Genomic DNA, 24,693 nt, shown 5'->3' with positions numbered 1-24,693 from the left:
AAAATTAACTGATTATCCTCATCGACAAATCCACCGCCAGGCAATGCTTGGTCAGCGCACCAATAGAAATAAAATCCACACCGGTTTCCGCTGTTGGAATTAATGTCTGCGCGTCAATATTTCCTGATGCTTCAAGTTTTGCTCTTCCGGCATTTATCGCCACTGCTTTTTTCATATCTTCAATACTGAAATTATCCAGCATGATTATGTCCGCTCCGGCTTCCAGTGCTTGATTTAGTTCAGTGAAGCTTTCTACTTCTACTTCAACCGGTTTTTCTGGGGCGATGACTCTGGCGTTAGCCACTGCGTTAGCAATTCCATTGCAGGCTGCAATGTGGTTTTCTTTAATTAAAAAGGCATCGTACAGGCCAATGCGGTGATTGTGGCAGCCGCCGCAGGCTACTGCATATTTTTGCGCGCTGCGCAGACCGGGGATGGTTTTGCGAGTGTCGAGCAGTTTCACCTGGGTGTGCGCTACTAGCGATGCATACTGGCTGCTAATCGTCGCGGTGCCAGATAAGGTTTGTACAAAGTTCAATGCGGAACGCTCACCTGTCAACAGGCTGCGAGCGCTGCCTTTCAGCGTGAACAAAGCGCTATTGGCTGCTGCGCGTTGCCCATCCTCTATGTGCCAGATTATGTGAACTTGTGGATCGAGTTGACGAAACACTTCCTCTACCCAAGCCTTACCGCAAAAAATGCACTCTTCGCGAGTAATAATATTCGCCTCGGCGATTTGCCCGGCTGGAATTAGCTGCGCGGTGATGTCGCCCGAACCTATGTCTTCGGCAAGCGCCATCGCCACGTTTTTGGCTATGTCGTCAATGAAGTTAGGTATGCTTTTACTAAATGTAGGATTCATGGTGTCGAATAATTAAACAATGTGTGGTTGATTGTGGCCATTTATGGCGCGGAAGTCTTCGGCTAATTCCAAAACATACTTAAAAAACCATAAGATAACGTATTGGTTATAGCCTTTTGTGATATGTCTCTCGATCTTATCATTTGCTTACTTGGAGTGTCTTGCCCTTAGTTATACTCAAGTTACGCAAGTTTTTACTAATGGTAATCCGCCATGTCCGAACAGATGAAATCCGACCCCAAAAAGGTTGTCCATTTAAACGTAGAGCGCAATTCCACCGCTAACTCCCAAGTGGCACTTGCTCGCTTGCCCGCGGCTATGCATACCTTGCGCGATAAGGCGCGGCAGCAGCTGCAGCTTTTTTTGCGTGAGTTGTTCGATAAAGTCGATGATGCCATGTTTGAGTTGGCTGACAAAGCTAATAACAACCATGACCAAAATATCTTTTTTGATTCCATGCGCGAAGTACGTATTCGTCGCCGTGCGATGGAAGCTTCTTTTTTTCGCAGTATCGATATAGGTTTTGCGCAATTGCTTGACCCAACGGCTTATCGCGACGAGCAACAAGCTCCCGATAAGTCCTTGTCGCTGGATGATTTGTCTCTGGTTAAAAACGATGAACTGGAAGAGATGGTTGCGGTTGATGGCATGGTCAACAAGGCCAATGAGCAATTCGCCGAGCCCATTCAGCATTTGACTCTGCGTATCGATCATTTGGTGCCGACCAAGGTTTACCAAAAAAATAATCCTCTAGGTGTGGACGTGATCTGCAATGCCTTTACGGATGCAACCAAGGCATTGAGTATTGATGTAAAAGCCAAGTTGGTGTTGTTTAAATTGTTCGACAACATTGTAATGACCAAACTCGGTAAACTTTTTGATGTACTCAATCAAACCTTAATCGATGCCAATATTTTGCCGTCGCTAAAACAGGACGTGCGGGTTAAACGCTCTCCAGCTTCTTCGAGCGCGGATCTCTATGGCCAAGGTATCAGCGCCCAATATGGTTTAGGTGGGCAACAAGCGGGCGCGGAAACAGGTGGCCTGAATCAGAGTTATGACGAGCAAACCAATCAGGTTTTGCATCACTTGCGTGATTTACTGGGCGCTAATCGTAGTGCGCCCCGAGCTCAGTTGCCAGGCGAAGAAATTACCACGCGGGATTTGATTAAAATTCTGTCGCTGGCGCAACAACAAAATACCACCAATAATTCTATAGCGGGTGGCGCTCCTACCAATTTGCGCAACTTATTGACAGATTTACTGCGCAATGAAACCCAAACTGCCGCCGCTATTAACCAGGTTGATGATGATGTAATCAATTTGGTTAGCATGATGTTTGAGTTCATTTTGGATGACCGCAATCTTGCGGCGCCGATGAAAGCGCTTATTGGCCGCTTGCAAATCCCAATGGTTAAAGTGGCAATTGCGGACAAAGCCTTTTTTAGCAAAGGCGGTCACCCTGCGCGTCGGTTATTGAATGAAATGGCAATGGCTTGTTTAGGCTGGCAGGAATCCAGCGAGGAAAATCAACGCAAAGACAGCCTCTTTAATAAGATGGAAGAAACGGTACGCGCGATCCTCACCGATTTTGATACAGATATGAGTATCTTTGATCGCTTGCTGGTGGATTTCCGTTCGTTCCTTGACAAAGAAAAACGCCGCGCTTCCATTCTTGAGCAGCGCACCATTGATGCTGAAGATGGCAAGGCAAAATCTGAGCGTGCACGGGCGCAGGTGGATGCAGAGTTGAATCGTATCTGTGCGGGGAAAGAGCTGCCCTTGGCGGCAACAAAACTGCTGCGTGAAGCATGGGCGAATGTCATGTTTATTACTTCGCTTAAACAGGGTGTAGAAAGTGACGAGTGGCGCAGCAACTCTGTAACAGCACAGCAGCTGGTGTGGAGTGTGACGGCCACGATGGACAAGGATAATCGCCAAAAGTTATTAAAGCTGGTTCCTGAGTTGTTGCAAAAATTGCGTACCGGGTTGGAAAGTATTTCATTCAGCCCCTTTGAAACGACCAACTTGTTTAAGCAATTGGAAGTTGCTCATTTGGCGCGCTTGCGCGGCGAAATGAAACCTCAGGGTGATGCTGCTGCATCGGCGCCGTCGGTAGACAATGCTGCGAAGGCAAGTGAGATGGCTGCTAAAAGTGCCATGTTGAAAGCCGTTATGGCGGACTCACCAAAAGTTGCGCAACAAGTCGTCAATGCAGCTGTGCCAGAAGCTAAGCAACAAAGTAATTCAGTGCCACCAGTTGATCCATCGCCCGAGCCATTAGTCGCAACAGTCGTGGACTCATCACCTGTGAGCCAAGCTGTAATTGAATCGGACGAGACGATTGCCGCTCAGCCAATTGAACCGACAGTTACTGCAGAAGTGAGTACGGTTTCGCAAGCAGTAGGTGAGGTTGTTACTGTAGTCGAAACTGTCAGTAAACCTGTTCAGGCGGATCCACAGCATTTGGCGTTGGTAAACAATATTACCCAAGGCACTTGGTTTGAAATGCAGGGCGAAGCGGGTGAAAAATACCGCTGTCGTTTAGCGGCGATTATTCGCTCGGTTGGAAAATATATTTTTGTAAACCGCTCCGGTATGAAGGTCGCAGAAGAGAGTCGTGAGAGTTTAGCGATTGCATTGCAAACCAAACGACTGACAATTTTGGATGACGGCATGTTGTTTGATCGTGCGCTGGAAGCGGTGATTGGTACGTTGCGCGAGCAGCGCACACTAAATTAGTTTCTCCTCAGATGCTTACCCGGCCTTGCGCCGGGTTTTTTCCATCTTGCGCTGTTAAGAATTTAAATTGCTTCCAGCACCACTAATGTCTGACCTGCTTGCACACGTGCGCCATCGGCTTTTAACAGATGCGTTACTTTGCCGGCACTGCTGGCGGTGATATTAATTTCCATTTTCATAGACTCCAAAATCAGCAACACATCTCCTGCTTTTACCGTTTGTCCAATCTGCACCTGGGTTTGCCAAACACTGCCAGAGACTGAGCAGTCTATGCGGATGGCATCTTCCGGCAGTTCAGTCTCTGAGCTTTCTTCTGCAACTTCTTCCTGCACATAATTGAATTGGCCATCGGCATGCCAGCGTGCCAGTTCATCCTCAAATGCCTGTTCACGCTGGGCGGTAAAGGCGCTGATGGAGTCCTGATTGGCAGCCAGAAAATCCTGGTACTCACTTAAGCTGAAATCGCTTTGTTCTATCTTGATTGGATAGCGTCCCTGGGGGAAGTCACGGCGAATTTGTTGCAGCTCATCGCTACTCACTTCATAAAAACGAATTTGATCAAAAAAGTTGAGCAGCCAAGGTTGTTTAAATTCTTTGGTCTGGCGATAGCGATTCCACATTTGTAATGTGCGCCCGACAAATTGGTAGCCGCCCGGGCCTTCCATGCCATAGACACACAAGTAGGAGCCGCCGATACCCACGGAGTTCTCGGCTGTCCAGGTGCGCGCTGGATTGTATTTGGTGGTTACCAAACGATGGCGCGGGTCAACTGGTGTGGCAACCGGCGCGCCCAAATACACATCGCCCAAACCCATCACCAAATAAGAGGCGCTGAACAGAATATTTTTCACATCAGCGATGGAATCCAAGCCATTAATGCGGCGAATAAATTCTAAATTGCTCGGGCACCAAGGCGCATTGGCGCGCACTGATTGCATGTATTTTTGAATTGCCAATTGGCAGGCTTCGTCATCCCAGCTCAGGGGAATGTGCACAATGCGCGAGGGCACACTCAATTGCGCTAGCTGCACAATTAATTCGCGCTCAGCGCGCTCAAGATGGACTAATAATTTTTCCAGCGATAATTGTTGGCTGTCGTAGTGCAGCTGTAGTGAGCGAATTCCCGGCGTTAATTCACGCAGGCCGGGCAGGGTATTTTGCTCCAACCATTGCATCAAGGCATGGGCGCGGAAACGCAATTTAATATCCAATTCCAGCGCGCCATATTCAACCAATAAAAAGTGATCGCCGGCGGCGCGGTAGACAATCTCTTCACCAAATTCAGCTGCTGCCAAGGTTTTTACAATGGGCGAGCTTAATTCACTGGGGCTCTGTACCTCATATTGATGGGATTTCTTTTCTAGCGAACGCAAGGATTGATTTTGTGTTGCTTCAATAGCCACAGCATCCGCAATGCTCACCGGTAAAAAGCGAATTTTATCGCCCGCGCGCACCTGGCCGATTTTCCAGAGGTCGGCACTGATTACCGTTGCGGGGCAGACAAAACCACCGAGCGATGGACCGTCTGGCCCGAGAATAACTGGCATGTCGCCGGTAAAATCGACGGTGCCAAAGGCGTAAGCATTGTCGTGGATATTCGATGGATGCATGCCCGCTTCGCCGCCGGAACTGCGCGTCCACTCGGGTTTGGGGCCAATCAAACGTACACCGGTGCGACTGGAGTTGTAGTGCACTTCCCAGTCGGTGGTGAAAAAGGTGTTGATGTCATTGTCGGTGAAAAAATCCGGTGCACCATGGGGGCCGTAAATAACGCGCAACTGCCAGAGGTTATTAATCTGAGGTTTTAATTCATCGCTAACTATTGCCGCGTTTATTTCTGCGTTGCAATGATGGACATCTAATGCGAGTACATCACCGGCGCGCAATGCGCGGCCATTGTGGCCGCCAAATTGACCGAGCGTAAAAGTAGATTTTGAATTGAGGTAATTCGGGCACTGAATGCCGCCAGCAATACACAAATAGCTGCGCGCCCCTTGATCGGTGATGCGCCCTAATTGCAATTGCTGGCCAGCGGCGACTGAGATAATTTCATAAAGTGGAATTGCACTGCCGTCGAGTTTTGCATCAATCGCAGCGCCGGTTAAGATAATTTTTGTCGCGCAGCCGAACTTTAAGGTCGGCCCTTGCAGCGTAATTTCCAAACCTGCTGCCGCTTCGCTGTTGCTCAGCAAACGATTGCCTAAACGAAATGAATAGCTGTCGAAGGGGCCGGAGGTGGGTACACCTACATGCCAATAACCGGAGCGGCCTGGGTAATCTTGAATGGTCGTTTGGGTGCCGCCTTGAATCACATCGATGCGCGCGGGTTGATAGACAAAGCTATTTAAATAGCGAGTGGTCATTTTGCCTTGCACCAGGGTTTGATCCTGTAACAGTGCGCGCAAATAACCAATATTGGTTTCAATGCCGTAAAGATAAGTGTTGTTTAAGGCGCTTGCTAATTGCGCGAGCGCTTGTTCACGATCACTGCCGCGCACAATAATTTTGGCCAGCATAGGGTCAAAAAACGTCGGTACTTCAATGCCGCTTTCAATCCAGTGGTCGATGCGCAAATTATCATTTGCGGCGGGAAATTCCACTTTGCTCAGCAAGCCTGCGCAGGGTTGGAAATTTAATGCAGGGTCTTCTGCATACACACGCACTTGAATGGCGTGGCCGTTTGGTGTGAGTTGATCGCGCAATGCTTTAATGTTACCGAGATCACCTGCAGCCTGGCGCAGCATCCACTCGACTAAATCCACACCGTAGACTTCTTCGGTAACACCGTGCTCCACTTGCAGGCGGGTATTCACTTCGAGGAAATAAAACTTGTCATCGAGTGAGTCGTAAATAAATTCCACTGTGCCCGCATTGCGATAGCTGACTGAAGATAAAAGTTGTTCTGCGGTGCGTTGCATGGCCTTGCGTTGCGCGTCCGATAAATTTGGCGCGGGGCATTCTTCAACCACTTTCTGGTTGCGCCTTTGGCTGGAGCAATCGCGCTCACCAATGGCTACAGCGGTACCTTTGCCATCGCCAAACACCTGCACTTCAATATGGCGCGCGGCGGCGATAAATTTTTCTAAAAATACCCCATCGTCGGCAAAATTATTTTTGCCCAAACGTTTTACTGATTCAAATGCGCCCACCAGATCGGCTTGGCTATTGCACAATTGCATACCAATACCACCGCCACCGGCGGTGCTTTTCAGCATAACCGGATAGCCGATTGCAGCTGCGGCGGTTACGGCTTCATCCAAACTGGTTAATAAATCTGTACCGGGGCAGAGCGGAACATTGGCGGCTTGCGCCAGTTCGCGCGCTTTGTGTTTTAAACCAAAGGTAATCATTTGCTCCGCAGTAGGGCCGATAAAAACCACACCAGCTGCTTCACACTCGGCGACAAAGCTGGAGTTTTCACTGAGAAAACCATAGCCAGGGTGAATCGCCTGGGCGCCGGTTTGCTGGGCAATGGCGATAATTTTTTTACGGTCCAAATAGGTTTGTGCCGCTGCACCCTCGCCCAAGGAAAAGGCTTCATCGGCAATACGCACATGCAGTGAATCTGCATCTGATTCGGCGTAGACGGCGACGGATTTGATATTGAGTTTTTTCAGGGTGCGGATAATACGAGTGGCAATGGCGCCACGGTTGGCGATAAGCACTTTGGTAAACATAGTCTGCTCCGGCAGGTCGTCCCGCTGGGATTGATTACGACAATGGTCGTCCATTGAAGACATTCAATTTAAATAAAGATTAATTCCAAACAATCACTTCAATCGGCGTTGGGTTATAGCCATTGCAGGGATTGTTCAATTGCGGGCAATTGGAAATCAGCATGACTATATCCATTTTGGCTTTCAGTTCCACATATTTTCCCGGTGCGGAAATGCCATCTTCAAAGGTGAGGCCGCCATCGCTGGTAACCGGAACATTCATGAAAAAATTAATGTTGTGGGTGATGTCGCGTTTGCTAATACCAAATTCCGGGTGCTCGGCAATGGCGAGCATCCAGCTATCGCGACAGGCGTGCATACAGCGTTTTTCCAAACTGTAGCGCACAGTATTGCTCTCGGTGGCGCAGGCGCCGCCGAGGGTGTCGTGGCGGCCACAGGTATCGGCGACAATTTCCAGCAATTCATTATTGGCATTGGACATTAATTTGGTGCCCGCCGTTAAATACAAATTGCCCTGGCTGCGAATGGTGTCCATAGCGCTGTAGCGCTCGCTCGGGTCTTTGGCGTTATAAAATAAAACGTCGGCGGCCTGGTTGCCTTCCAAATCGACAATGCGAAAAGTTTGACCCTGTTTTATTTCGCCCAGAAAATAATCGCCTGCGGGAACATGGTGTTTTGAAAATGCGGTTTCAGGATGCAAATTACTTTGAATATGTGACATGTGCGCGCCTCAATTATTTCGCCGATAGGTAATACAGTGCATTGTTTTGAAATCCGCGCTGGTTTTCTGCGCGGAAATTTTTGCAGTAGTCATCCTCGCTGACTGGGTCTGCTTCACTCAATTCGATTTTTACTGAGGCGAACGGATAAGTTTCTGATTGGTTCAGCGGGTGTGGGCAGGCGTGCATCACTACGAGCGTATCCATTTCAAAACGCAGGGTGACGCTATTGCCGGCACAGCGATTTTTTGTGTCGAGTTGAATGTTGCCTTGGTTATCCGCAATCACTTTACTGAACCAATTGATGTTGGCAGCCATGTCGGCGCGCCCCAAACCGTATTTGGCCAGTTCAACTAAAAAGGCATCGTAACCATTTTGCAGCCATTGATTGTGGTGGCTTTGATAATCGCGCTTGCCCCATTGCTGTTCGACTTGTGCTGCGGTGCTATTGCCGCAAATAGTATCGTGCCAGTTGCCTTCGCCATTGGCAGAGTGGTCTTCAACAATGGAGGCGAAAATTCGCCCCATATCGGAATATAAACAATTACCGCGTTGCAATTTAAAGGTGTGTTGGCATTTGAGTGTATCGGGCGCGTTGTAGCGCTCTAACAAATTGCGCGGGTTGTAAAACAGCATGCCGACATTGGCGCCGCCTTCGAGATCGGTAATTTTCATTAGGCTGCCGCGGCGCAGTTCCAGTGACCAGTGGCCATTGCCGGGCAGGGTGGTGGTGTACAGCATTTTACTCATGAGTTAAAAATCCCGTGATTCTTTGATAATTGATTCTTGGACAATAGTTTGCAATTCCTGCGGCACTTCACTTTTGCGGCGAGTAACCGGCAGGTCATAGGTTATGTTCGCACCGTAGGCGCCGGGCGCTTGATTATCGCGACGCAACTTGTCGAATACCCACAGGCGCGTGCCCAAATAAAAACCCTCGCTCAGATCGTGCGTCACCATAAACACAGTGAGCTGATGTTCGCGCCAGAGCTCCAAAATTAATTGGTGCATATCGGCGCGAATACCTGGATCGAGTGCACCGAAGGGTTCGTCGAGCAATAAAATGCGCGGTTGGCGAATCAGTGCTTGGGCGATAGCCAAGCGCTGTTTCATCCCGCCGGATAATTCGTGTGGGTAGCGATTAATGGCATGAGTTAAGCCAACGGATTCCAGCAGCGCTTTGGCTTCATCGACAACTTTACGTTTTTGGCTACCAAATAATTTCCCCAAAAGCGGCGAGTGTTCAAACTCGCGTGCGATAATCACGTTTTCCAACACGGTTAAATGGGGGAAGACGGAATACTGTTGAAAAACAATGCCGCGCGATTGATCGGGTTCGCTGCGGATAGGTTTGGCATCCAGCAATAATTCCCCCGATGTTGGCGACTCCATACCCAACAGCATTTTTAAAAATGTGCTTTTGCCACAGCCGGAGGTGCCTACCATGGTAATAAATTCACCGGCGTTTACGCTTACGTTCATGCGTTCTAGCACTACGTTGTCGCCGTACTTTTTCCACAGGTTTTTTGCCTGAATCATGGGCATAGCTTTCGCTCTTTTTTCATAGAGGTATTTTTTATCAAAAGGGATAACGGTCATATCTTCTATTCCGCATTCTTTTGCTTGTCGTTTTTGTTCAGCTGCATGGGTTTTATTTGCTAGTCAATTGATAGTGCCATGGAAAACACTTGGTGCTGAGCTTAACTAGGAGCCAATCCACTAAAAAGGCGAGCAGGGTAATCCAGGCTACATAGGGCAGAATCACATCCATCGACATATAGCGACGCACTAAAAATATGCGATAGCCTAAGCCATCGGTAGAGGCGATGGCCTCGGCCGCAATTAAAAATAACCAACCGGCACCGAGTGATAAACGCACCGCATTAATTAAACGTGGCAGCAGTTGCGGAATTAATACACGCACTAAAATTTGCCAGGTGGATGCACCGAGAGTTTGTGCTTTAACTAATTGCTCAAGTGGAATTTCTTGTGTGCAGCGTTGAATGTCGCGTGCGATAAAGGGCGCAACACCGATAACAATTAACGCCACCTTAGACAGTTCGCCTAAACCAAATACAATAAATAACACCGGCAGCAGCGCCATAGGTGGCACCAGCGAAATAACGGTAAGCAGCGGCGCTATAGGGGAATAAAGGGTGGGAATCGCACCGGTTAAGATACCGATGGTGAAACCCAAAATTGCGGCGATAAAAATACCAAGTGATAAACGATACAAACTGCTGAGTGTATCCTGCCAAAATAAATAGTCACCGCTGCGTTTACTCGGCTCAAATGCAAGGTTGCTAATTGCATCGCCCATTTGCGCAAAACTCGGCAAGAGTTTGTCGTTAGCATTTTCGGCGAGGCGTGCATCGGAGGCGACTAGATAGACAACGAGCAATAGCGCAAACGGGAGAATGCCCAGCAACAATTTGAGCGGTTTTGAGGGCGTGAGATTGATCAGTCTTTTCATGGCGTTGCTCTTAATTGGCAGTTGCGTGTAGCGGTCTTGTTATATTTTTTAGTGAAGTGTTCCCAAGCGAGGCTTGGGAACAGGGTTGGCGTGCATTACAGTTTTTTGTCAGCCGCCATTTGCATATAGGTCGGATCAAAACGAAGCTTTACGTTTTTCTTATCGCCATACACACCTTTGGGGCCTGCTACACCGATAAATCCTGCATCGGGTGCGCCATCACCAAGCAAACCGTGATCAAAGGAAAACTCGGCTACTTTTTGCATGGTTTTTAATAATGCATCGCTGTTGATGAGCTCCAGTGCGGCGGCGGGGGTGTAAAACATTTTGGTGCTGGCGAGCTGCGCTTCAAAACCGGCGAGGTCAGTACCAGATGCAACGGCCATTGCGGTTTTGGCGGCGGTAGCGGCTTTGTCCGATGCGCTCATCACGCCCATAATTTCGTACCAAGCGCCGACTAATGCTTTGCCGAGTGCAGGATTGGCTTTTAATGTTTCGGTATTAACAATCATCAAATCCATAATTTCACCGGGGATTTGTGATGAATCGAATACTTTGGTGCTATTAGGTTGTGCGAGGATTTCGCTGAGCAGCGGATTCCAGGTGGTGACGGCAGTGACATCTTTGGTGCCGTAGACAGCGACCATATCGGCATCGGAGGTGTTGACGACTTTAACATCGGACTCTTTCAGGCCGACTGTTTCCAAGCCACGTGCGAGCAAGTAGTGGGATACGCTGAGTTCAACCAGATTGATTTGTTGGCCTTTAATATCCTTCAAGGTTTTGTTGGCGCCTTTAAGCACAACACCATCATTACCATTAGAGAAATCGCCCACGATCAGTGCGGTTGAATCCACGCCGCCAGCCGCAGGAATAGTGAGGGCATCCATGTTAGTCATCACACAGCCATCAAATTGACCGGCGGTATATTGGTTAATGGATTCGACGTAATCGTTGATTTGCACCACTTCAATTTCGATGCCGTATTTTTTCGCCCATTTATCGACAATTTTTTGCTCGGCACCATAGCCCCAGGGCATCCAACCAACGTAAATAGACCAGCAGACTTTAAAGGGCTCGGCGGCACTGGCGACAGCGGCAGAAAAGGAGAGTGTAAGAGCGAGTAATAGCTTTGAAAGGCGGGATTGGTGCAACATGAATAACCTCCAGCGGTTTTGGTGACGTCGGCGCAAGCAAATGGGAGCACTCTGGCGATTAAGCCATTCCATCTCCCGGGCTTTTATCCCGCCGTGTAACCTCAAGACAGTTACCGGCGTTTAGCCATGTGCCTGCCTTGGGAGGTCGGAAGCTCTCGGACCAGACATCAACTTGATGGTTTCAAGTGACCGGAACCCTAGCCTCCTATTAGTAAAACATTGTGTTTACAGCTTGTTGAATAGCTAAAACCACCCAGAGTGCGAATCAGTTATTACAGGTTATTTATCGCAATATGAGTGCCAATTATTTAATTTGCTGATTTTGTTGGCATTTTTGTGAATATAAGCGATAGCGGCACAAGCAGCCATGCTTTTTTATGGTGCATATTGCTGTGCATGGCTGGTCATTTTGGTGCGTATGCTCATGGCATCACTTGGGTGATTATCTTAAGGGGCTAAGGTCTTGCGGACTTTTAGTCGCTTTAAGTAGACATCTTGAAGGCGAATTGCGTGGATCGTGCTATTTTTAATCTAACTGTGAGCTGGTAATCGTATTGTCTGGAAGAAATCTCACAAACTGTTAAGATTGTCGCTCAGGACAACCTACGCAAAAGACGCGTTCATCTAGTCTCTAGGTTTGCAGGCTCTGATTCCAGGCGTGGCTGAAGCGTACCCAGCTTGGTAATAAAAGGCGCTAGGGAATATGAATTTCATGGAAAAACACGGAATAATTATGCATAACTCAGGCTTACCTGGCTCTGAATCTAACAAGTCCTCTCCGTATTCTGCGGTGGCTATGTCGGAGCAACTGGTTATTCAACATTTAAAACATTGCCGCGATTTAACTCGCGGTTTTGCCTACCGCGTTTTCCCTAATTTTTGGCGGCAGTGGTGCAAACAGGTTTTGGAGATTGCCGAGCAGGCCAAATCCAATAAAGACCAGATTGCACTCTATGAAACCCAAAATTTGCTGGCTGCGGTTCAGCAAGCAGCCGAGCAGGAATTCTGCCAGCACCTGGCCAACGGCTTCGTCAAGTTCAAAAATAAGTCTCTCAATACGCTGACTGGCGAAGAGCGCTTTAGTGGCGACATTCTCTCGTTGGTTGAGCATTCCGATCTTGAAGAAACCATCGCGATCACCTCTATTACCCATCGTGCCGATAATTTTTTCGCCGAGCATTTGTGGGCATTGCAGCAGCGCTTGGCGCTATTAAATGACGGCGAAAAAATTGATGAGCGCGCAAATCCGGCCAGCCCGGTACAGTTTTGTGAATCCTTGCGCAAACTGCTCGCCAATTTGGATGTGGATGTTAAAACCAAGATCATCGGTTATAAGCTGTTCGATCAAGACGTGATCGGCATGCTCGACGGGCTTTACGATGAGCTGAACGATTACCTGATCCGCCAAAATTTATTGCCCAATCTGCGCTTTGTTCCCGCCAGTGATAAACCCGCTGAGCACAAGCCAGAAGAGAAAACGATGGAGGATGATCCGTTTGAGCGCAATGATCAGCCGGTGGATGAGCAGCAGCAAGCCGAAGAGCAACAGCAGCACCAGCGTCGCGCTAGTGACAAGTTATTAAGTGGCGCGCTCAACCCCAATGATGTTCAGTACCAAAATAGCTTGTTGAATGCGATTCGCCTGTTGCAGACCCATGTTACCCAGGCCCTGCCTGCAATTCAGGCGGCGAACTTCACACCTCAAACCATGACAACAGCGCAAGCGGCGAATAGCCCTGCGATTAATCCTGAACGCGCTCCCGCAACCCCAGCTGTGCCTACCGCTGCGCCAGCTAATTTGCAGGTTTACACCCAGACCCAATTGGTGGGTGTGCTCGAGCAAATGCAGACGCAAGCGTTTGACGCAACCCATCAGGCGCTCGCCCATCATGAGTCTGGCCCGGTGCCGATTGCACCGCAAGCGGTGGCCGATGTCGGGCGCAAAATGATGGAGCAGATCGCCAGCGAGAATGAAAATGGTGCGGTAGAAGCGGGCGATATGCAGACCATCGATTTGGTTGGTATGTTGTTTGAGTACATGCTGTCAGACGATCACTTGCCCGATTCCGTCAAGGCGCTGTTAAGTTATTTGCACACCCCTTTCCTGAAAATTGCATTTATCGATAAAGGATTTTTCGAGCAACCTGAGCACCCGGCTCGTGTGTTGCTTAATAGTCTTGCCGAGGCTGGGGTACGCTGGGTCAGTAACGACGGCAGCGATCAATACGATATTTTCACCAAGATCAAAACAACCGTGTTCCGCTTGCTGCAAGAATTTAAAAATGACGTGCGTATCTTTGCCGAGTTATTAATTGAGTTTAATGCCTATACACTCAATGTGGCGCGTCGTCAGGAATTAATGGAGCGCCGCGCGCTGGAGAAAGCCCAAGGCGAAGAAAAACTGCGTGAAGCTAAAATTCAGGTAAACAACGAGGTGCGCAATCGCACCGATGAGCGCGATATGCCCTCTGCTATCTTGCTGCTGCTGTTGCAGCCATGGTCGGACTATCTCTCTTTTGTGTTGCTGCGTTACGGCGATAAATCCGATAGCTGGACCCGCGCACTACAAGTTATTGATGATCTTCTTTGGACGTTGGAACCCAAAACCAATCCGCAAGATAAAACCAGGCAGATGGAATTGCAGGATTCGCTGCTAACCGCGATTGAACGTGGTTTTGAAACGATTGGATACGAGCAGGCGAAAGGCCGAAAACTACTTGATGCAGTCATCTCGCTCCAGCGAATGGCACTTTTAAGCCGCAAAGCGGAGCCCGCTCCTGCACCTATGCGCACCAAGCTGGAATCTCTGGCGGCAGAAAAAGCCGGACATGCAGTTGCGCATTTGCAACCGGTATTGCCTGAAGAAGCCAAAATTGTCGATAGTCTGAAAATGGTCGAGTTTGGTACTTGGTTTGAATTTGAGGGCGGTAAACGCTTGAAGGTGGCCTGGTACAACAAAAAGACCCAACACTATATGTTGGTGGATCAGCAGGGGCGTAAAGTGTCACTCGCGGCAGGCCTGCAATTGGCGCGCGATATGCTCGCTGGCCGCGCGCGGATTATCGCCGGTAGCACCAAGCCGTTTTTTGAACGCGCACTGGAAAATATTTACCACACCCTTAATGAACGAGCCGATCACCTTAAAACCGGTAAAGCATCATGACTCACAACTGCTCGCGTGAACATGACAGGGAGTTGGAGCGCCATACAATCAATGGCGATGTCGATGTGTACGACAGCCTGCGCGACCAATACATTGGTCGCTTGGTCAATATCCACACTCAGGGGTTGATGATTGTGGGGGATGTGGCAATCGAAGAGGATCATCTTTACACCCTCGATTTGCATGTACCTGAGCCGGTCAATGGGCAGATGGTAATCCAGTTGGGCGCCGATTGCCTCTGGGCGCGAGATGCTGATCTGTCGGGCAAGCATTGGATTGGTTTTTCTATCATCGACGCCTCGCCTCAAGCAGCTGAGTCGATCCGCGCTCTGGTGGATTTACTTGGCGAAGCTTATTAACAACTTCGTGCATCCATCGCTTGCATTTGCATAACTAGAACAAATCCGTAAACACAATGCCCAGGGCAAAAATTTCCATATCAGTATTGTAATCAATCAGGCTATGACCATAGCCGTTAAAGTATTTAAATTGTCCGCGCAGATTTGAGCTGATCGGAAAGCTCCAGTCTAATTCCAATGCTCCTTTATTATCGCCATCCAAATTATTGCGTAGCATTGCGTTAAAAATATTGTCCTTGTATTGATAAGCTGCGTTGAATTCGAAGTTCCCCATGTAATGAGAAATGTCTGGATTGTCGTCGCCGTGTGGATCGCCAGGAAATTCCTGTTCGGGTTCGGGAATTCGATACCAAGGGTTTAATGAAAATGCAAAATTGCCACGCTCAAACACTGAATTAAACATAATACGGTTCCAGCTGCGTGATAGCAGGCCACCCAAACCGTTGGATTGATGCGTTAACGAAAATTCGTTAATACGATTATTAAAACCGAATATTTCCCAATCATTAGTAAAACTCAGAATAAATTCCGGTTGATGATCTGTCGCGCGGAATGGTGCTGAGTCAGTATCGTTATAAACCTGCCACAATGAATGATTGGTGTAGCCAAGGTAAAGATGGCCGTTATCATCAAAAAGATCCTCACGAATAAGTATTTTAATGCTCAACTGGAACTCTGCTTCCGTCTTGCTGAGCGTGCTCAAAGATTCGGATTCGTTATTGCGGTAAGGTACGTTATTGGGGTGGCGGGTGTAGCTCACTGGGAAAAAATAATTGCGCTTGTGTGGCGTCAACATAAAACGATTAGAGCGATTGAGCGCTTCTAACGTCATACGTTTTTTTAACAAAGGCGTCTCATGCGCTTGCGCAATAATTGGCGACGTTTCGGTTATTTCCGTTTGCTCTGCACTGCTTTTTTGTTGCTTATGTAATATTTCACAAGCCGCTTTTAATTCTCGAATGGTCATGCTTTCTGCTGCACCCACTACTGAAGCCTGCAAGCAGATGTTCATCGCTTCAATAGACAGGCTCGCTTGAGAAGTAAATTCATCAGTAGGATTGAATTCGGCGTAAACAGGAAGAGCAAAAAACAATAGGCTAAATTGCCAGATACAGCGCATGGAATATTTCTCTGGTTGGCTTTTGGCCATTGTAGAGATTACTCCCCGAGAGGCAAGCTTAGTGCGCGGAAGACACTCAATAAGATTGCACCCAAACTTCGATATCTTGTTCATGCCACTGAGTTAATAGCTGTACACCCTCATCTACTACCTTCAAATAGACATCGATAATGTCGGTAGCCAAGCTGAACAAGCGGCTACTATCGGCGTTAATTTGGTGCGGATTGACTACATCGCTCTCCACCATTGAGAGCAAAAACTCAAGTTTGATTTCATAACTTTTGAGTTGGCTGAGCAGGCTGAGGTCGCTATCGAGTAGGCCTTCAAGGCGCTTGGTCTGGTGGCGCAGCTTTTCGTTGTTAACCCGTGTGCATTGAATGACGTAGCGCAGTTTGCTGGCAAAGTCTTTGTCGCAATAGCCGAGTGCCGAAGCATAGGTGGCTAGCGCGCGAATGCGGCCGATTTGCTCCGCTACAGCGGGCATTAAACGGGTTGCAAAATGAAGCACTTCCAAATACTTGAAACGATTAGGGTAGTGGATTCCATCGGCGTGGATCACCGCTGTTTCAATCATATCCGGGATGGATTGTGAGGTGGGCTGTTCCAGCTGTTTCCCCAGTGCGGCCACCATCGCCAGTAATTGTTCGATCAGATGGCAGTGCAGCTCGTAGTTGTCGATGACCGCATCTTCCTGCCAGTCGCGGCTAATCGTGAGCCAGGCGTTGCTCAGGTTTTCCTGATCGCGTGGGCTAAGCAGGGCGGAGCTGCGCGCCGAAAAGGCCTGTAGGAGTTGCAGGCGGCGCTCCAATTGGATTTGCAAATGCGCCAACTCCTCACGGAATTGTTCATTGCCTCCCAAGGTGCCCATGGTCATACCGCGATGGCGCTGCACCGCCTTGATCATGTGAATTAGCTGCTTCGCCAGTGTAAGTGCATCAAGCCGTTGCTGATATTGTTCGCAAAACAGGGCGAATTGCTGTGAGCCCTTGCTGCCTGATGGTGCACTTGTGAGTGGTGCGTGTATTTTGATGGTGCCTGTTGCCATTATCTATACCGTTTTTCTCATGAAATCGCCTGCATTTCGCTGCATTTTGGCGCTTTAGAAAACCAATGGTTAAGTTGCTGGAGAAATCATCGCAACAGACGTGCCAGTTAGAATTTCCATGTGTTGCATGGGTGATAATCCTTGCGCAGATAAAATCAGCTGCTTAAGATCTATTCTGAATTAATATGATAATAATGCTGGCGTTGGTCGTCAGGCCATTTGCCCGGAGTTGAGATGCATGCAAGCTACACCTGTTAGTCATATTGTCATTGCTGGCGGCGGTACCGCAGGTTGGATGACAGCAGCCTATTTGGCGCGTTGGTTGGATGGCGTCGATATCCACGTCACCTTGGTTGAATCGGAACTAATCGGCACAGTCGGGGTGGGTGAAGCAACCGTGCCCGGCATTCGCCAATTCATCAAGCATCTTGAAGTTAAAGAGAGCGAATTCATCAAGGCAACCAACGCAACGTTTAAGCTTGGCATTCACTTCGAGGGTTGGGCGGCGCCTGAGCAGTCTTTTTTCCACCCGTTTGCTGGCTATGGCGTGGACTTGGAAGATCGCCCGTTTTATAAAAGCTGGTGGTCGGCAAAGGCGCAGGGTTATAGGGCGGAGCTGGACGAATTTTGCTTGTGCACTCAGCTGGCCAAGGCCGGAAAGTTTGCCCAGCCCAGTTTTGATTCGACGAGTCGTTTGGCCTGGTACAACTATGCCTATCACTTTGATGCATCGCTCTTTGCCAAATACCTGCGCGGTTATGCTGAACAGCGTCAGGTTAAGCGGGTTGAAGGCAAAATCAGTCAGGTTCATCTCAATCCAGATAGTGGTTGCATTCAGTCGCTGGAGTTGGAGTCAGGCGTTTGTGTTGAAGGCGATTTATTTGTCGACTGTTCTGGCTTTAATGCGCTCTTGATTGAGAAGGCATTGGGGGTGGCGTATGAAGATTGGAGCCATTGGCTGCCCTGCGATTCGGCGCTTGCCGTGCAGACCCGCAGTAATATCGCACCCGACCCCTTTACCCGCTCAATTGCCCGCAGCGCGGGTTGGCAATGGCATATCCCACTGCAACATCGCGCGGGCAATGGTTATGTTTATTCCAGCCAACACATTACTCATGATCAGGCGCGCCACGAGCTTCTATCCAATCTGCGCGGCGAGCCAGTGACTGATCCGCGATTGATTCGTTTTACCACGGGGATTCGCACGGAGTTCTGGCATAAAAACTGTGTTGCGATTGGCTTGTCCAGCGGTTTTTTGGAGCCATTGGAGTCCACCAGCATTTCCCTTATCCAAACGGGGATTAACAAATTGGCCGGTTTTCTGGTCAATTTTGAAATTCAGGCCAAACATGTAGCCGAGGCCAATCGCCTCAACCGCTTGGAATACGAGCGTATTCGCGACTTCATCATTCTGCATTACGCGCTCAACGGGCGCTCGGAGCCTCTTTGGCAGCAGGTGCGAGCCATGCCTATTCCCGCAACTTTGGCTGAAAAGATTGAAATTTTTACGGCGACTGGCGATATCCATCTTTTGGAGCAGGAGTCTTTTGTGGAAGGGAGTTGGGTCAGTATGTTCTATGGTTTTGGGCTGAATCCGCGGGATGCGGGAGCGGTGCAGGATGCGCAAAAGCTGCAGTTGCTCATGGATAAAATGCGCAGTGCAGTTTATCAGGGCGCTCAGTACGCTCTCTCTCATCAAGAGTTTTTAAAAACCCTGTCGTAATCCCCAATCGGGGCTACGGCTCCGAGCAATCCCCCTCCGCTTCACGCTATTTTCTGGCACTTCTCTATCTTCCTGCCTTTTAACTCTGCTCAGCTTTGTCGTGTGTTTCCTTTTGTAGCATGAAGATTCAATCTTTTTTATTGCGGGTGATAAGTCTTGCACAGATAAAAACATTGACTTAAGATTAATCGAAATAGTCATATATACCATATTAAACTAATAAAATTTACGTCTATGAAAATGCCATCCTTACAGATCAGCACTCTTTTGACGCACGGCTTAAACGCTTTGGTCGTGATGCTATCTGTGCACTGGTCAGCTGCTCATGCTGAACCTGCGCCGGTTGCGACGCCCTTGTCGATTCGCTTTGATCGTCCTGCAAGCGATTGGGAAAGTGAGGGTTTGCCGATTGGCAATGGCGCAATGGGGGCGGTAATTGCGGGCGGCCTGAGTCGCGACCTGATTCAATTTAATGAAAAAACCTTATGGACTGGCGGCCCGGGAGCGGACGGATATGATTTTGGAATCCCTGCCGAATCTCAGGCAAAAGCGCTGGCAGAAGTTCGCGCAGGCATTGCCGAAAAAGGCTCGATCACTCCCGAGCGTGCCGCTGAATTGCTGGGGCGAAAAATCACGGCTTATGGCGACTATCAAACCTTTGGCGATCTCATTATTGATTCGCCAATAAATGACAGCGATGTCATTGCTTATCGCCGCGAGCTATCGCTGGATGATGCGCAAGTCACGGTGAGTTTTACTCATAACGGGGTGAATTATCGCCGCGAGTATTTCGCCAGTTATCCCGATGGGGTGATCGCCATAAAACTCAGTGCCGATCAGCCGGGCAGTATTTCTATCGCAACGAGTATTGCCGTGCCCGACAATCGCTCATTTACGCTGAGCATAGAAAAGGGGCGGTTGACTGCGACAGGGCAACTCAACAGCAATCAATTGGCTTATGAGACCCAAGTGCAAGTTTTGCCCCAGGGCGGTGTGTTAACAATAATCGACAATAAAAAAATACAAATTACCAACGCCGATTCAGTGGTGATTTTGTTAGCGGCGGGAACCAACTATGCGCAGCGCTATCCCCACTATCGCGGCGCGCATCCACATCAAAAAATACAGCAAATACTAGATGCCGCCGCCACAAAAAGTTTTGCGCAATTACAAGCGGCGCACCGCCAGGATTATCAACGTCTGTTTAACCGCGTTACATTAAATATTGGCCAAGGTGCCAGCGCTACATCTACACCGCAGCTATTAGCCAACTATAAAAAAGGCAATAGCGTATGGGATCGCAGCCTTGAGGCGACTTATTTTCAATTTGGTCGTTATTTGTTAATTGCCTCCTCACGCGCTGGTTCACTGCCCGCCAACTTGCAAGGTGTTTGGAATAACTCCACTACGCCGCCCTGGAATGCCGACTATCACGTCAATATCAATTTGCAGATGAATTATTGGCTGGCAGAGACCACCAACTTGCCAGAGTTGATGAGCCCTTATTTTGATTTTGTCGATAGTTTGGTTGAACCGGGAAAAATCTCTGCCCAGAAAATTGCCGGCGTTAAAAAAGGCTGGACGCTTTTTTTAAATACCAATGTCTGGGGTTTTACCGGCGTGATCGATTGGCCAACTGCTTTCTGGCAGCCGGAAGCTGCCGCCTGGTTAGCGCAACATTATTACGAGCACTATGTGTTTTCGGGTGATGAAAAATTCCTGCGTGAGCGCGCCTATCCCTTAATGAAAAGTGCTACAGAGTTTTGGTTGGAGTTTTTAATTAAAGATCCGCGCGACGGCAAATGGATCGTCTCGCCCAGTTTTTCCCCGGAGCAGGGCGGCTTTACTAACGGCGCGGCTATGAGCCAGCAAATTGTGTTTGATTTGTTGCGCAACACCTATGAAGCAGCACAAGCGGTTGGTGATAAAACATTCGCGGAACAAGTGCAAAAAAAATTAACCCATCTGGATGCGGGTTTACGCATCGGTTCATGGGGGCAATTGCAAGAGTGGAAAGAAGATGTTGATGATCCTAAAAATGATCATCGCCATATCTCACACTTATTTGCCTTGCATCCCGGCACGCAAATTAACGTACACAAAGATCCGCAATTATTACAAGCGGCGCGCACCACACTTAACGCGCGCGGCGACGGCGGTACTGGTTGGTCGCAAGCCTGGAAAGTCAATATGTGGGCGCGCGGGCTTGATGGCGATCGCGCACACAAAGTGTTGGGTGAACAACTGCAGCGCAGCACGCTGAGTAACTTATGGGATAACCATCCCCCTTTTCAGATCGATGGCAATTTTGGCGCAGCCGCCGGCATTGCCGAAATGTTATTGCAAAGTCACAACGGTGAATTGCATTTCCTTCCTGCATTGCCCAGCGCGTGGGCGACGGGTTCGGTAACCGGATTGCGCGCACGCGGCGGCATTACTATGGATATGAATTGGGCGAAGGGGCAGTTAATCCGTGCTCGCATCCACACCACACACCCGGGAAAAATTAATTTAAGAACCCAATTACAGGCAGAAAAATATTCTCTGACTGTAACGCAAGCTGGTGCCACTGTCGCACTAAAACGCAAGGGCACCAATGGGAGCTTTAGCGCAAAAGGAGAAAGCACATATCTCTTAAATGTTGGCAAATAAAAAAACAGCAAGAGATAACTTTAGGGGTAGTTCAATAATTCTAACTGGAGAACATCATGACAACTAACAATAAGCCTGACCACAAAAAAACCTTTCTAAAAAAACAACTGCCAATGTATATCAAAATGGCCTCAAGCCTTTCATTGGTTGTTAGCACTATGGGTATGGCTACCCATGTTTTCGCACAAGACACAGCCGATGAACAAGTTGAAGAAGTGATTGTGACTGGCCAGCGTGCGAGTATTCAGTCAGCACAAGACATTAAACGAAACTCTTCCACTATTGTGGATTCAATCGTCGCAGAAGATATTGGTAAGTTGCCTGATCGCAGTGTCACTGAAGCGTTACAGCGCGTTCCCGGTGTATCAGTTGGTCGCTACACGAATAACGATGCAGAACACCCTGCAGCAGAAGGTAGCGGTGTGGCTATTCGCGGTTTAACGCAAGTTCGCGGTGAGTTGAACGGCCGCGATGTGTTTTCCGCTGCGAGTGGTCGCGGATTAAGTTTTGAAGATGTTCCAGCAGAATTAATGTATGCAGTGGATACTTACAAAAGTCCATCGGCCGATATGATTGAGGGTGGCTTGGGCGGCACCGTAAATCTGCGCACACGTATGCCGTTCGATGCCGATGGGCAGCAGATTAGTGTGTCGGCAAAAGCAAATTATGGCGATCAATTAAAAGAAACGAATGGTGAATATTCAGGTTTGTACAGCAACCGCTGGGAAACCGATCTGGGTGAGTTCGGTGTTTTGATTAATGCCTCTACGTCGCAATTATCCAGTCGCTCGGATCAAATCTATTCTCGCCCCTTTTTGCCAAGAGATATTAATGGTGAAGAGGTGTGGGTTTCCAAAGGTGTAGATTGGCGTCGCAACGATTACGAGAGCACTCGCGAAGGCGGATACCTAGCATTGCAATGGGCGCCCAATGATGCGACCGAACTTTATTTCACCATGTTTCAAAGTAAGCACGATACAGTCTATGACGAAAATGCTTTCTTCCTTGAAGGTGCTAATGGTGATCAAGCCTTGGTTCCAACCAGCAACAATGACTGGGCGTTTAATAGCAGTGGTGCACTGGAGTCTGGCACAGTAACTGTTGCTAACCCTGCGAACTGGGGTTTAGATTTTGGTACCAGTACTCGTTGGGCTAATAACATTTCAAAAACAACGGATTATTCGACTGGCATTAAATGGTCGCCCGACGATCATTGGAAATTCTCTGCTGATCTGCAATACGTAAAAGCCGAAGCTAGGGTAGATGACTATACGCTTGGGTTAAAAGTGATTCCGGCTGAAGCCTACTTAAGTGGTGTAGGTACAAAAACACCGTCAATTTTGATTGATTCGTCATATATGGCGGACTATGAAAATTACAGTCTGGGTCAACAGATGACTCACTTCGAACGCAATAATGCAGAGGCAAAAACGGCTCGTTTTGATGCCGAGTATGATTTTGATGGCGATGTAATTAAGTCAGTAAAAGTCGGCATGCGCTACTCGGAAAAAACAGCTGACAATGTCAACACGGGTTATGACTGGAATACCCGTTACGCTACTTGGTTCGGCTTTGACAAAAACTCAATTCCCAAAGTCACCGAGGCGCAAGCATCTGATTATCTAAATTTATACTCATTCAATAATTTCCAACGCGGTGATGTAGCTGTGCCTGCGGCGGGTTATTTGTATTCCAGTGCAGCAGTACAAAATTTTAGAGCGACAACGGACGCTGTTAATAGTAATTGTGCTAGCGAGCCTTTTTCTTGGGCCTGTGAAGGTTCGGTGTACATGGATTGGAATCGTTTAGGCAATCCTGACTATCGCAACACTCAGGAAGAAACCAAAGTCGCTATGTACATGATGGCAAATTATGCTTTTGAAAATTTAGCGATGCCAATCGACGGTAATATTGGTGTGCGGGTTGTGCAGACCGATAACGTCGCTAACGGTGCACTCATTGTGAATGAGCTATCTACCGAAACCGGCGGTCTTATTATTCCTTATTCATCAGAACCGTTTGATGCAAAAAACAATTACACCCATGTGTTGCCCAGTTTCAATCTGAGAATGCAGGCAGCGGAAGATGTGTTTGTCCGTTTTGCTGCGTCTAAAGCGGTGTGGGCGCCGAGTTTTTCCGATTTGGGGGCAAGAATAGTTATGTCCCCTGCAAGAAGTAATGAAGGTGTTATTACCTTTAACCTGAATCAGGATACTAATCCGTATCTGGAACCCATGAAGGCAAATCAATTCGATATATCTGCCGAGTGGTACTTCGATAGTAACGGTGGCATGGCCCATGCGGCAATTTTCAATAAACAAGTTGAGGATTATTTTAGAAAGGGCACTGCACCTTTTGGTATTACGGCAGACAACGGTACTACCTACACAGGTACGGCAAGCTGGTTAGGCAATTATGGGGAAAGTGACATCAACGGTATTGAAGTTGGCTTCAGCAAGTTTTTTGATATGTTGCCTGAGCCGTTTAACGGTTTGGGCTTGCAGGCAAACTATACCTACATCGATAGCGAGCTGAAGGTACCTACTTTAGCTGGGCCGGTGGACACCGATAAATCTTCCTACGCAGGAACCTTGCCCGCTGAGCAGTTATCCAAAAACTCATTCAATATTATTGGTATGTTTGAGCGGGATGGCCTTTCAGCACGCTTGGCTTATTCATGGAGAAGTGAGTATTTAGTTGCAGTGGGATCTAACGGATTCAATCCAGATTTTACTGATTGGTCGGGCAAGGCTTCTATCCCGGTTTACAATGATGACTATGGTCAATTGGATGCGTCCGTCAGTTATACCTTCCTCGATAATTACACCATTACTGCGGAAGCTACCAACCTGCTAAAAGAAAAAACGGTGGGTATCATGGATCAAAACGAGCCGGGCGATAATATTGCATACTCCTATGCACAAGACGCACGCTTTGCTGTGGGTATTCGTGCTAAATTTTAATTAGTGCTATGAAGTTCAGCCCTGCATCGCTTTAGCGA

The 24,693-nt window shown here is 48.3% G+C and carries 15 protein-coding genes and 1 riboswitch; of the genes, 6 read left to right on the top strand and 9 right to left on the bottom strand.

Annotated features, from left to right (window positions below):
• Window positions 1-4: 4 nt before the first annotated feature.
• Window positions 5-862, bottom strand: a complete 858-nt coding sequence (gene nadC / locus AC2CG4_RS12050) for a carboxylating nicotinate-nucleotide diphosphorylase (RefSeq protein ID WP_484486483.1) — start codon at window positions 860-862, stop codon at window positions 5-7.
• 213 nt (window positions 863-1,075) lie between these two features.
• On the opposite strand from nadC, the gene AC2CG4_RS12045 reads away from it, so the two are divergent.
• Window positions 1,076-3,604 (top strand): DUF1631 domain-containing protein, encoded by a 2,529-nt coding sequence (locus tag AC2CG4_RS12045; RefSeq protein ID WP_484486482.1) that lies wholly within the window; start codon window positions 1,076-1,078, stop codon window positions 3,602-3,604.
• A 62-nt stretch (window positions 3,605-3,666) separates the two neighbouring features.
• On the opposite strand, the gene uca is transcribed toward AC2CG4_RS12045, so the two are convergent.
• The 6 genes from uca to AC2CG4_RS12015 form a co-directional block, all read right to left on the bottom strand.
• Window positions 3,667-7,281: an urea carboxylase gene (uca, locus tag AC2CG4_RS12040; protein ID WP_484486481.1), complete on the bottom strand. Its 3,615-nt coding sequence runs from the start codon at window positions 7,279-7,281 to the stop codon at window positions 3,667-3,669.
• Between the two features lie 79 nt (window positions 7,282-7,360).
• On the bottom strand, window positions 7,361-8,002 hold the full coding sequence (locus tag AC2CG4_RS12035) for an urea amidolyase associated protein UAAP2 (RefSeq protein WP_484486480.1): 642 nt from the start codon (window positions 8,000-8,002) through the stop codon (window positions 7,361-7,363).
• Window positions 8,003-8,015: 13 nt separating this feature from the next.
• On the bottom strand, window positions 8,016-8,750 hold the full coding sequence (locus tag AC2CG4_RS12030; protein WP_484486479.1) for an urea amidolyase associated protein UAAP1: 735 nt from the start codon (window positions 8,748-8,750) through the stop codon (window positions 8,016-8,018).
• 3 nt (window positions 8,751-8,753) lie between these two features.
• On the bottom strand, window positions 8,754-9,545 hold the full coding sequence (locus AC2CG4_RS12025; protein WP_484486523.1) for an ABC transporter ATP-binding protein: 792 nt from the start codon (window positions 9,543-9,545) through the stop codon (window positions 8,754-8,756).
• A 106-nt stretch (window positions 9,546-9,651) separates the two neighbouring features.
• A complete protein-coding gene (locus tag AC2CG4_RS12020) occupies window positions 9,652-10,473 on the bottom strand; it encodes an ABC transporter permease (protein ID WP_062060326.1) in 822 nt (273 codons plus the stop codon).
• A gap of 95 nt (window positions 10,474-10,568) precedes the next feature.
• Entirely contained in the window at window positions 10,569-11,630 is a 1,062-nt protein-coding gene (locus AC2CG4_RS12015) for a putative urea ABC transporter substrate-binding protein (protein ID WP_484486478.1), read from the bottom strand.
• A gap of 70 nt (window positions 11,631-11,700) precedes the next feature.
• Window positions 11,701-11,842, bottom strand: a riboswitch (guanidine-I (ykkC/yxkD leader).
• Between the two features lie 521 nt (window positions 11,843-12,363).
• On the opposite strand from AC2CG4_RS12015, the gene AC2CG4_RS12010 reads away from it, so the two are divergent.
• Together AC2CG4_RS12010 and AC2CG4_RS12005 are read left to right on the top strand one after the other, a co-directional pair.
• Window positions 12,364-14,793 carry a DUF1631 family protein gene (locus AC2CG4_RS12010; protein ID WP_484486477.1) on the top strand — a complete coding sequence of 810 codons (2,430 nt, stop codon included), beginning with the start codon at window positions 12,364-12,366 and terminating at the stop codon, window positions 14,791-14,793.
• On the top strand, window positions 14,790-15,152 hold the full coding sequence (locus tag AC2CG4_RS12005; protein ID WP_484486476.1) for a PilZ domain-containing protein: 363 nt from the start codon (window positions 14,790-14,792) through the stop codon (window positions 15,150-15,152). The genes AC2CG4_RS12010 and AC2CG4_RS12005 overlap by 4 nt, the downstream gene beginning before the upstream one ends.
• A gap of 34 nt (window positions 15,153-15,186) precedes the next feature.
• Here the strand turns inward: AC2CG4_RS12005 and AC2CG4_RS12000 are convergent, their stop codons facing one another.
• Both AC2CG4_RS12000 and AC2CG4_RS11995 read right to left on the bottom strand, forming a co-directional pair.
• Window positions 15,187-16,302 (bottom strand): phospholipase A, encoded by a 1,116-nt coding sequence (locus AC2CG4_RS12000; RefSeq protein ID WP_484486475.1) that lies wholly within the window; start codon window positions 16,300-16,302, stop codon window positions 15,187-15,189.
• 46 nt (window positions 16,303-16,348) lie between these two features.
• Entirely contained in the window at window positions 16,349-17,317 is a 969-nt protein-coding gene (locus AC2CG4_RS11995; protein ID WP_062060333.1) for a hypothetical protein, read from the bottom strand.
• Between the two features lie 238 nt (window positions 17,318-17,555).
• On the opposite strand from AC2CG4_RS11995, the gene AC2CG4_RS11990 reads away from it, so the two are divergent.
• The 3 genes from AC2CG4_RS11990 (at window position 17,556) to AC2CG4_RS11980 (ending at window position 24,655) form a co-directional block, all read left to right on the top strand.
• The gene (locus AC2CG4_RS11990) at window positions 17,556-19,040 is read left to right on the top strand and encodes a tryptophan halogenase family protein (protein ID WP_484486474.1); all 1,485 of its coding nucleotides are present in this window, start codon (window positions 17,556-17,558) and stop codon (window positions 19,038-19,040) included.
• A 297-nt stretch (window positions 19,041-19,337) separates the two neighbouring features.
• On the top strand, window positions 19,338-21,692 hold the full coding sequence (locus AC2CG4_RS11985; protein WP_484486522.1) for a glycoside hydrolase family 95 protein: 2,355 nt from the start codon (window positions 19,338-19,340) through the stop codon (window positions 21,690-21,692).
• A gap of 56 nt (window positions 21,693-21,748) precedes the next feature.
• Complete coding sequence (locus AC2CG4_RS11980; protein ID WP_484486473.1) at window positions 21,749-24,655, top strand: TonB-dependent receptor; 2,907 nt, start codon at window positions 21,749-21,751, stop codon at window positions 24,653-24,655.
• Window positions 24,656-24,693: the final 38 nt, after the last annotated feature.

The sequence above is a fragment of the Cellvibrio sp. ATLC23 genome, from assembly GCF_057196725.1.
This window is presented reverse-complemented; position numbering and strand designations above follow the sequence as displayed.

Excerpts from the sequence above, each read along its gene's own strand:
- nadC (WP_484486483.1), bottom strand. The coding sequence starts at position 862 with ATGAATCCTACATTTAGTAAAAGCATACCTAACTTCATTGACGACATA.
- AC2CG4_RS12045 (WP_484486482.1), top strand. The coding sequence starts at position 1,076 with ATGTCCGAACAGATGAAATCCGACCCCAAAAAGGTTGTCCATTTAAAC.
- uca (WP_484486481.1), bottom strand. The coding sequence starts at position 7,281 with ATGTTTACCAAAGTGCTTATCGCCAACCGTGGCGCCATTGCCACTCGT.
- AC2CG4_RS12035 (WP_484486480.1), bottom strand. The coding sequence starts at position 8,002 with ATGTCACATATTCAAAGTAATTTGCATCCTGAAACCGCATTTTCAAAA.
- AC2CG4_RS12030 (WP_484486479.1), bottom strand. The coding sequence starts at position 8,750 with ATGAGTAAAATGCTGTACACCACCACCCTGCCCGGCAATGGCCACTGG.
- AC2CG4_RS12025 (WP_484486523.1), bottom strand. The coding sequence starts at position 9,545 with ATGCCCATGATTCAGGCAAAAAACCTGTGGAAAAAGTACGGCGACAAC.
- AC2CG4_RS12020 (WP_062060326.1), bottom strand. The coding sequence starts at position 10,473 with ATGAAAAGACTGATCAATCTCACGCCCTCAAAACCGCTCAAATTGTTG.
- AC2CG4_RS12015 (WP_484486478.1), bottom strand. The coding sequence starts at position 11,630 with ATGTTGCACCAATCCCGCCTTTCAAAGCTATTACTCGCTCTTACACTC.
- AC2CG4_RS12010 (WP_484486477.1), top strand. The coding sequence starts at position 12,364 with ATGCATAACTCAGGCTTACCTGGCTCTGAATCTAACAAGTCCTCTCCG.
- AC2CG4_RS12005 (WP_484486476.1), top strand. The coding sequence starts at position 14,790 with ATGACTCACAACTGCTCGCGTGAACATGACAGGGAGTTGGAGCGCCAT.
- AC2CG4_RS12000 (WP_484486475.1), bottom strand. The coding sequence starts at position 16,302 with ATGGCCAAAAGCCAACCAGAGAAATATTCCATGCGCTGTATCTGGCAA.
- AC2CG4_RS11995 (WP_062060333.1), bottom strand. The coding sequence starts at position 17,317 with ATGGCAACAGGCACCATCAAAATACACGCACCACTCACAAGTGCACCA.
- AC2CG4_RS11990 (WP_484486474.1), top strand. The coding sequence starts at position 17,556 with ATGCAAGCTACACCTGTTAGTCATATTGTCATTGCTGGCGGCGGTACC.
- AC2CG4_RS11985 (WP_484486522.1), top strand. The coding sequence starts at position 19,338 with ATGCTATCTGTGCACTGGTCAGCTGCTCATGCTGAACCTGCGCCGGTT.
- AC2CG4_RS11980 (WP_484486473.1), top strand. The coding sequence starts at position 21,749 with ATGACAACTAACAATAAGCCTGACCACAAAAAAACCTTTCTAAAAAAA.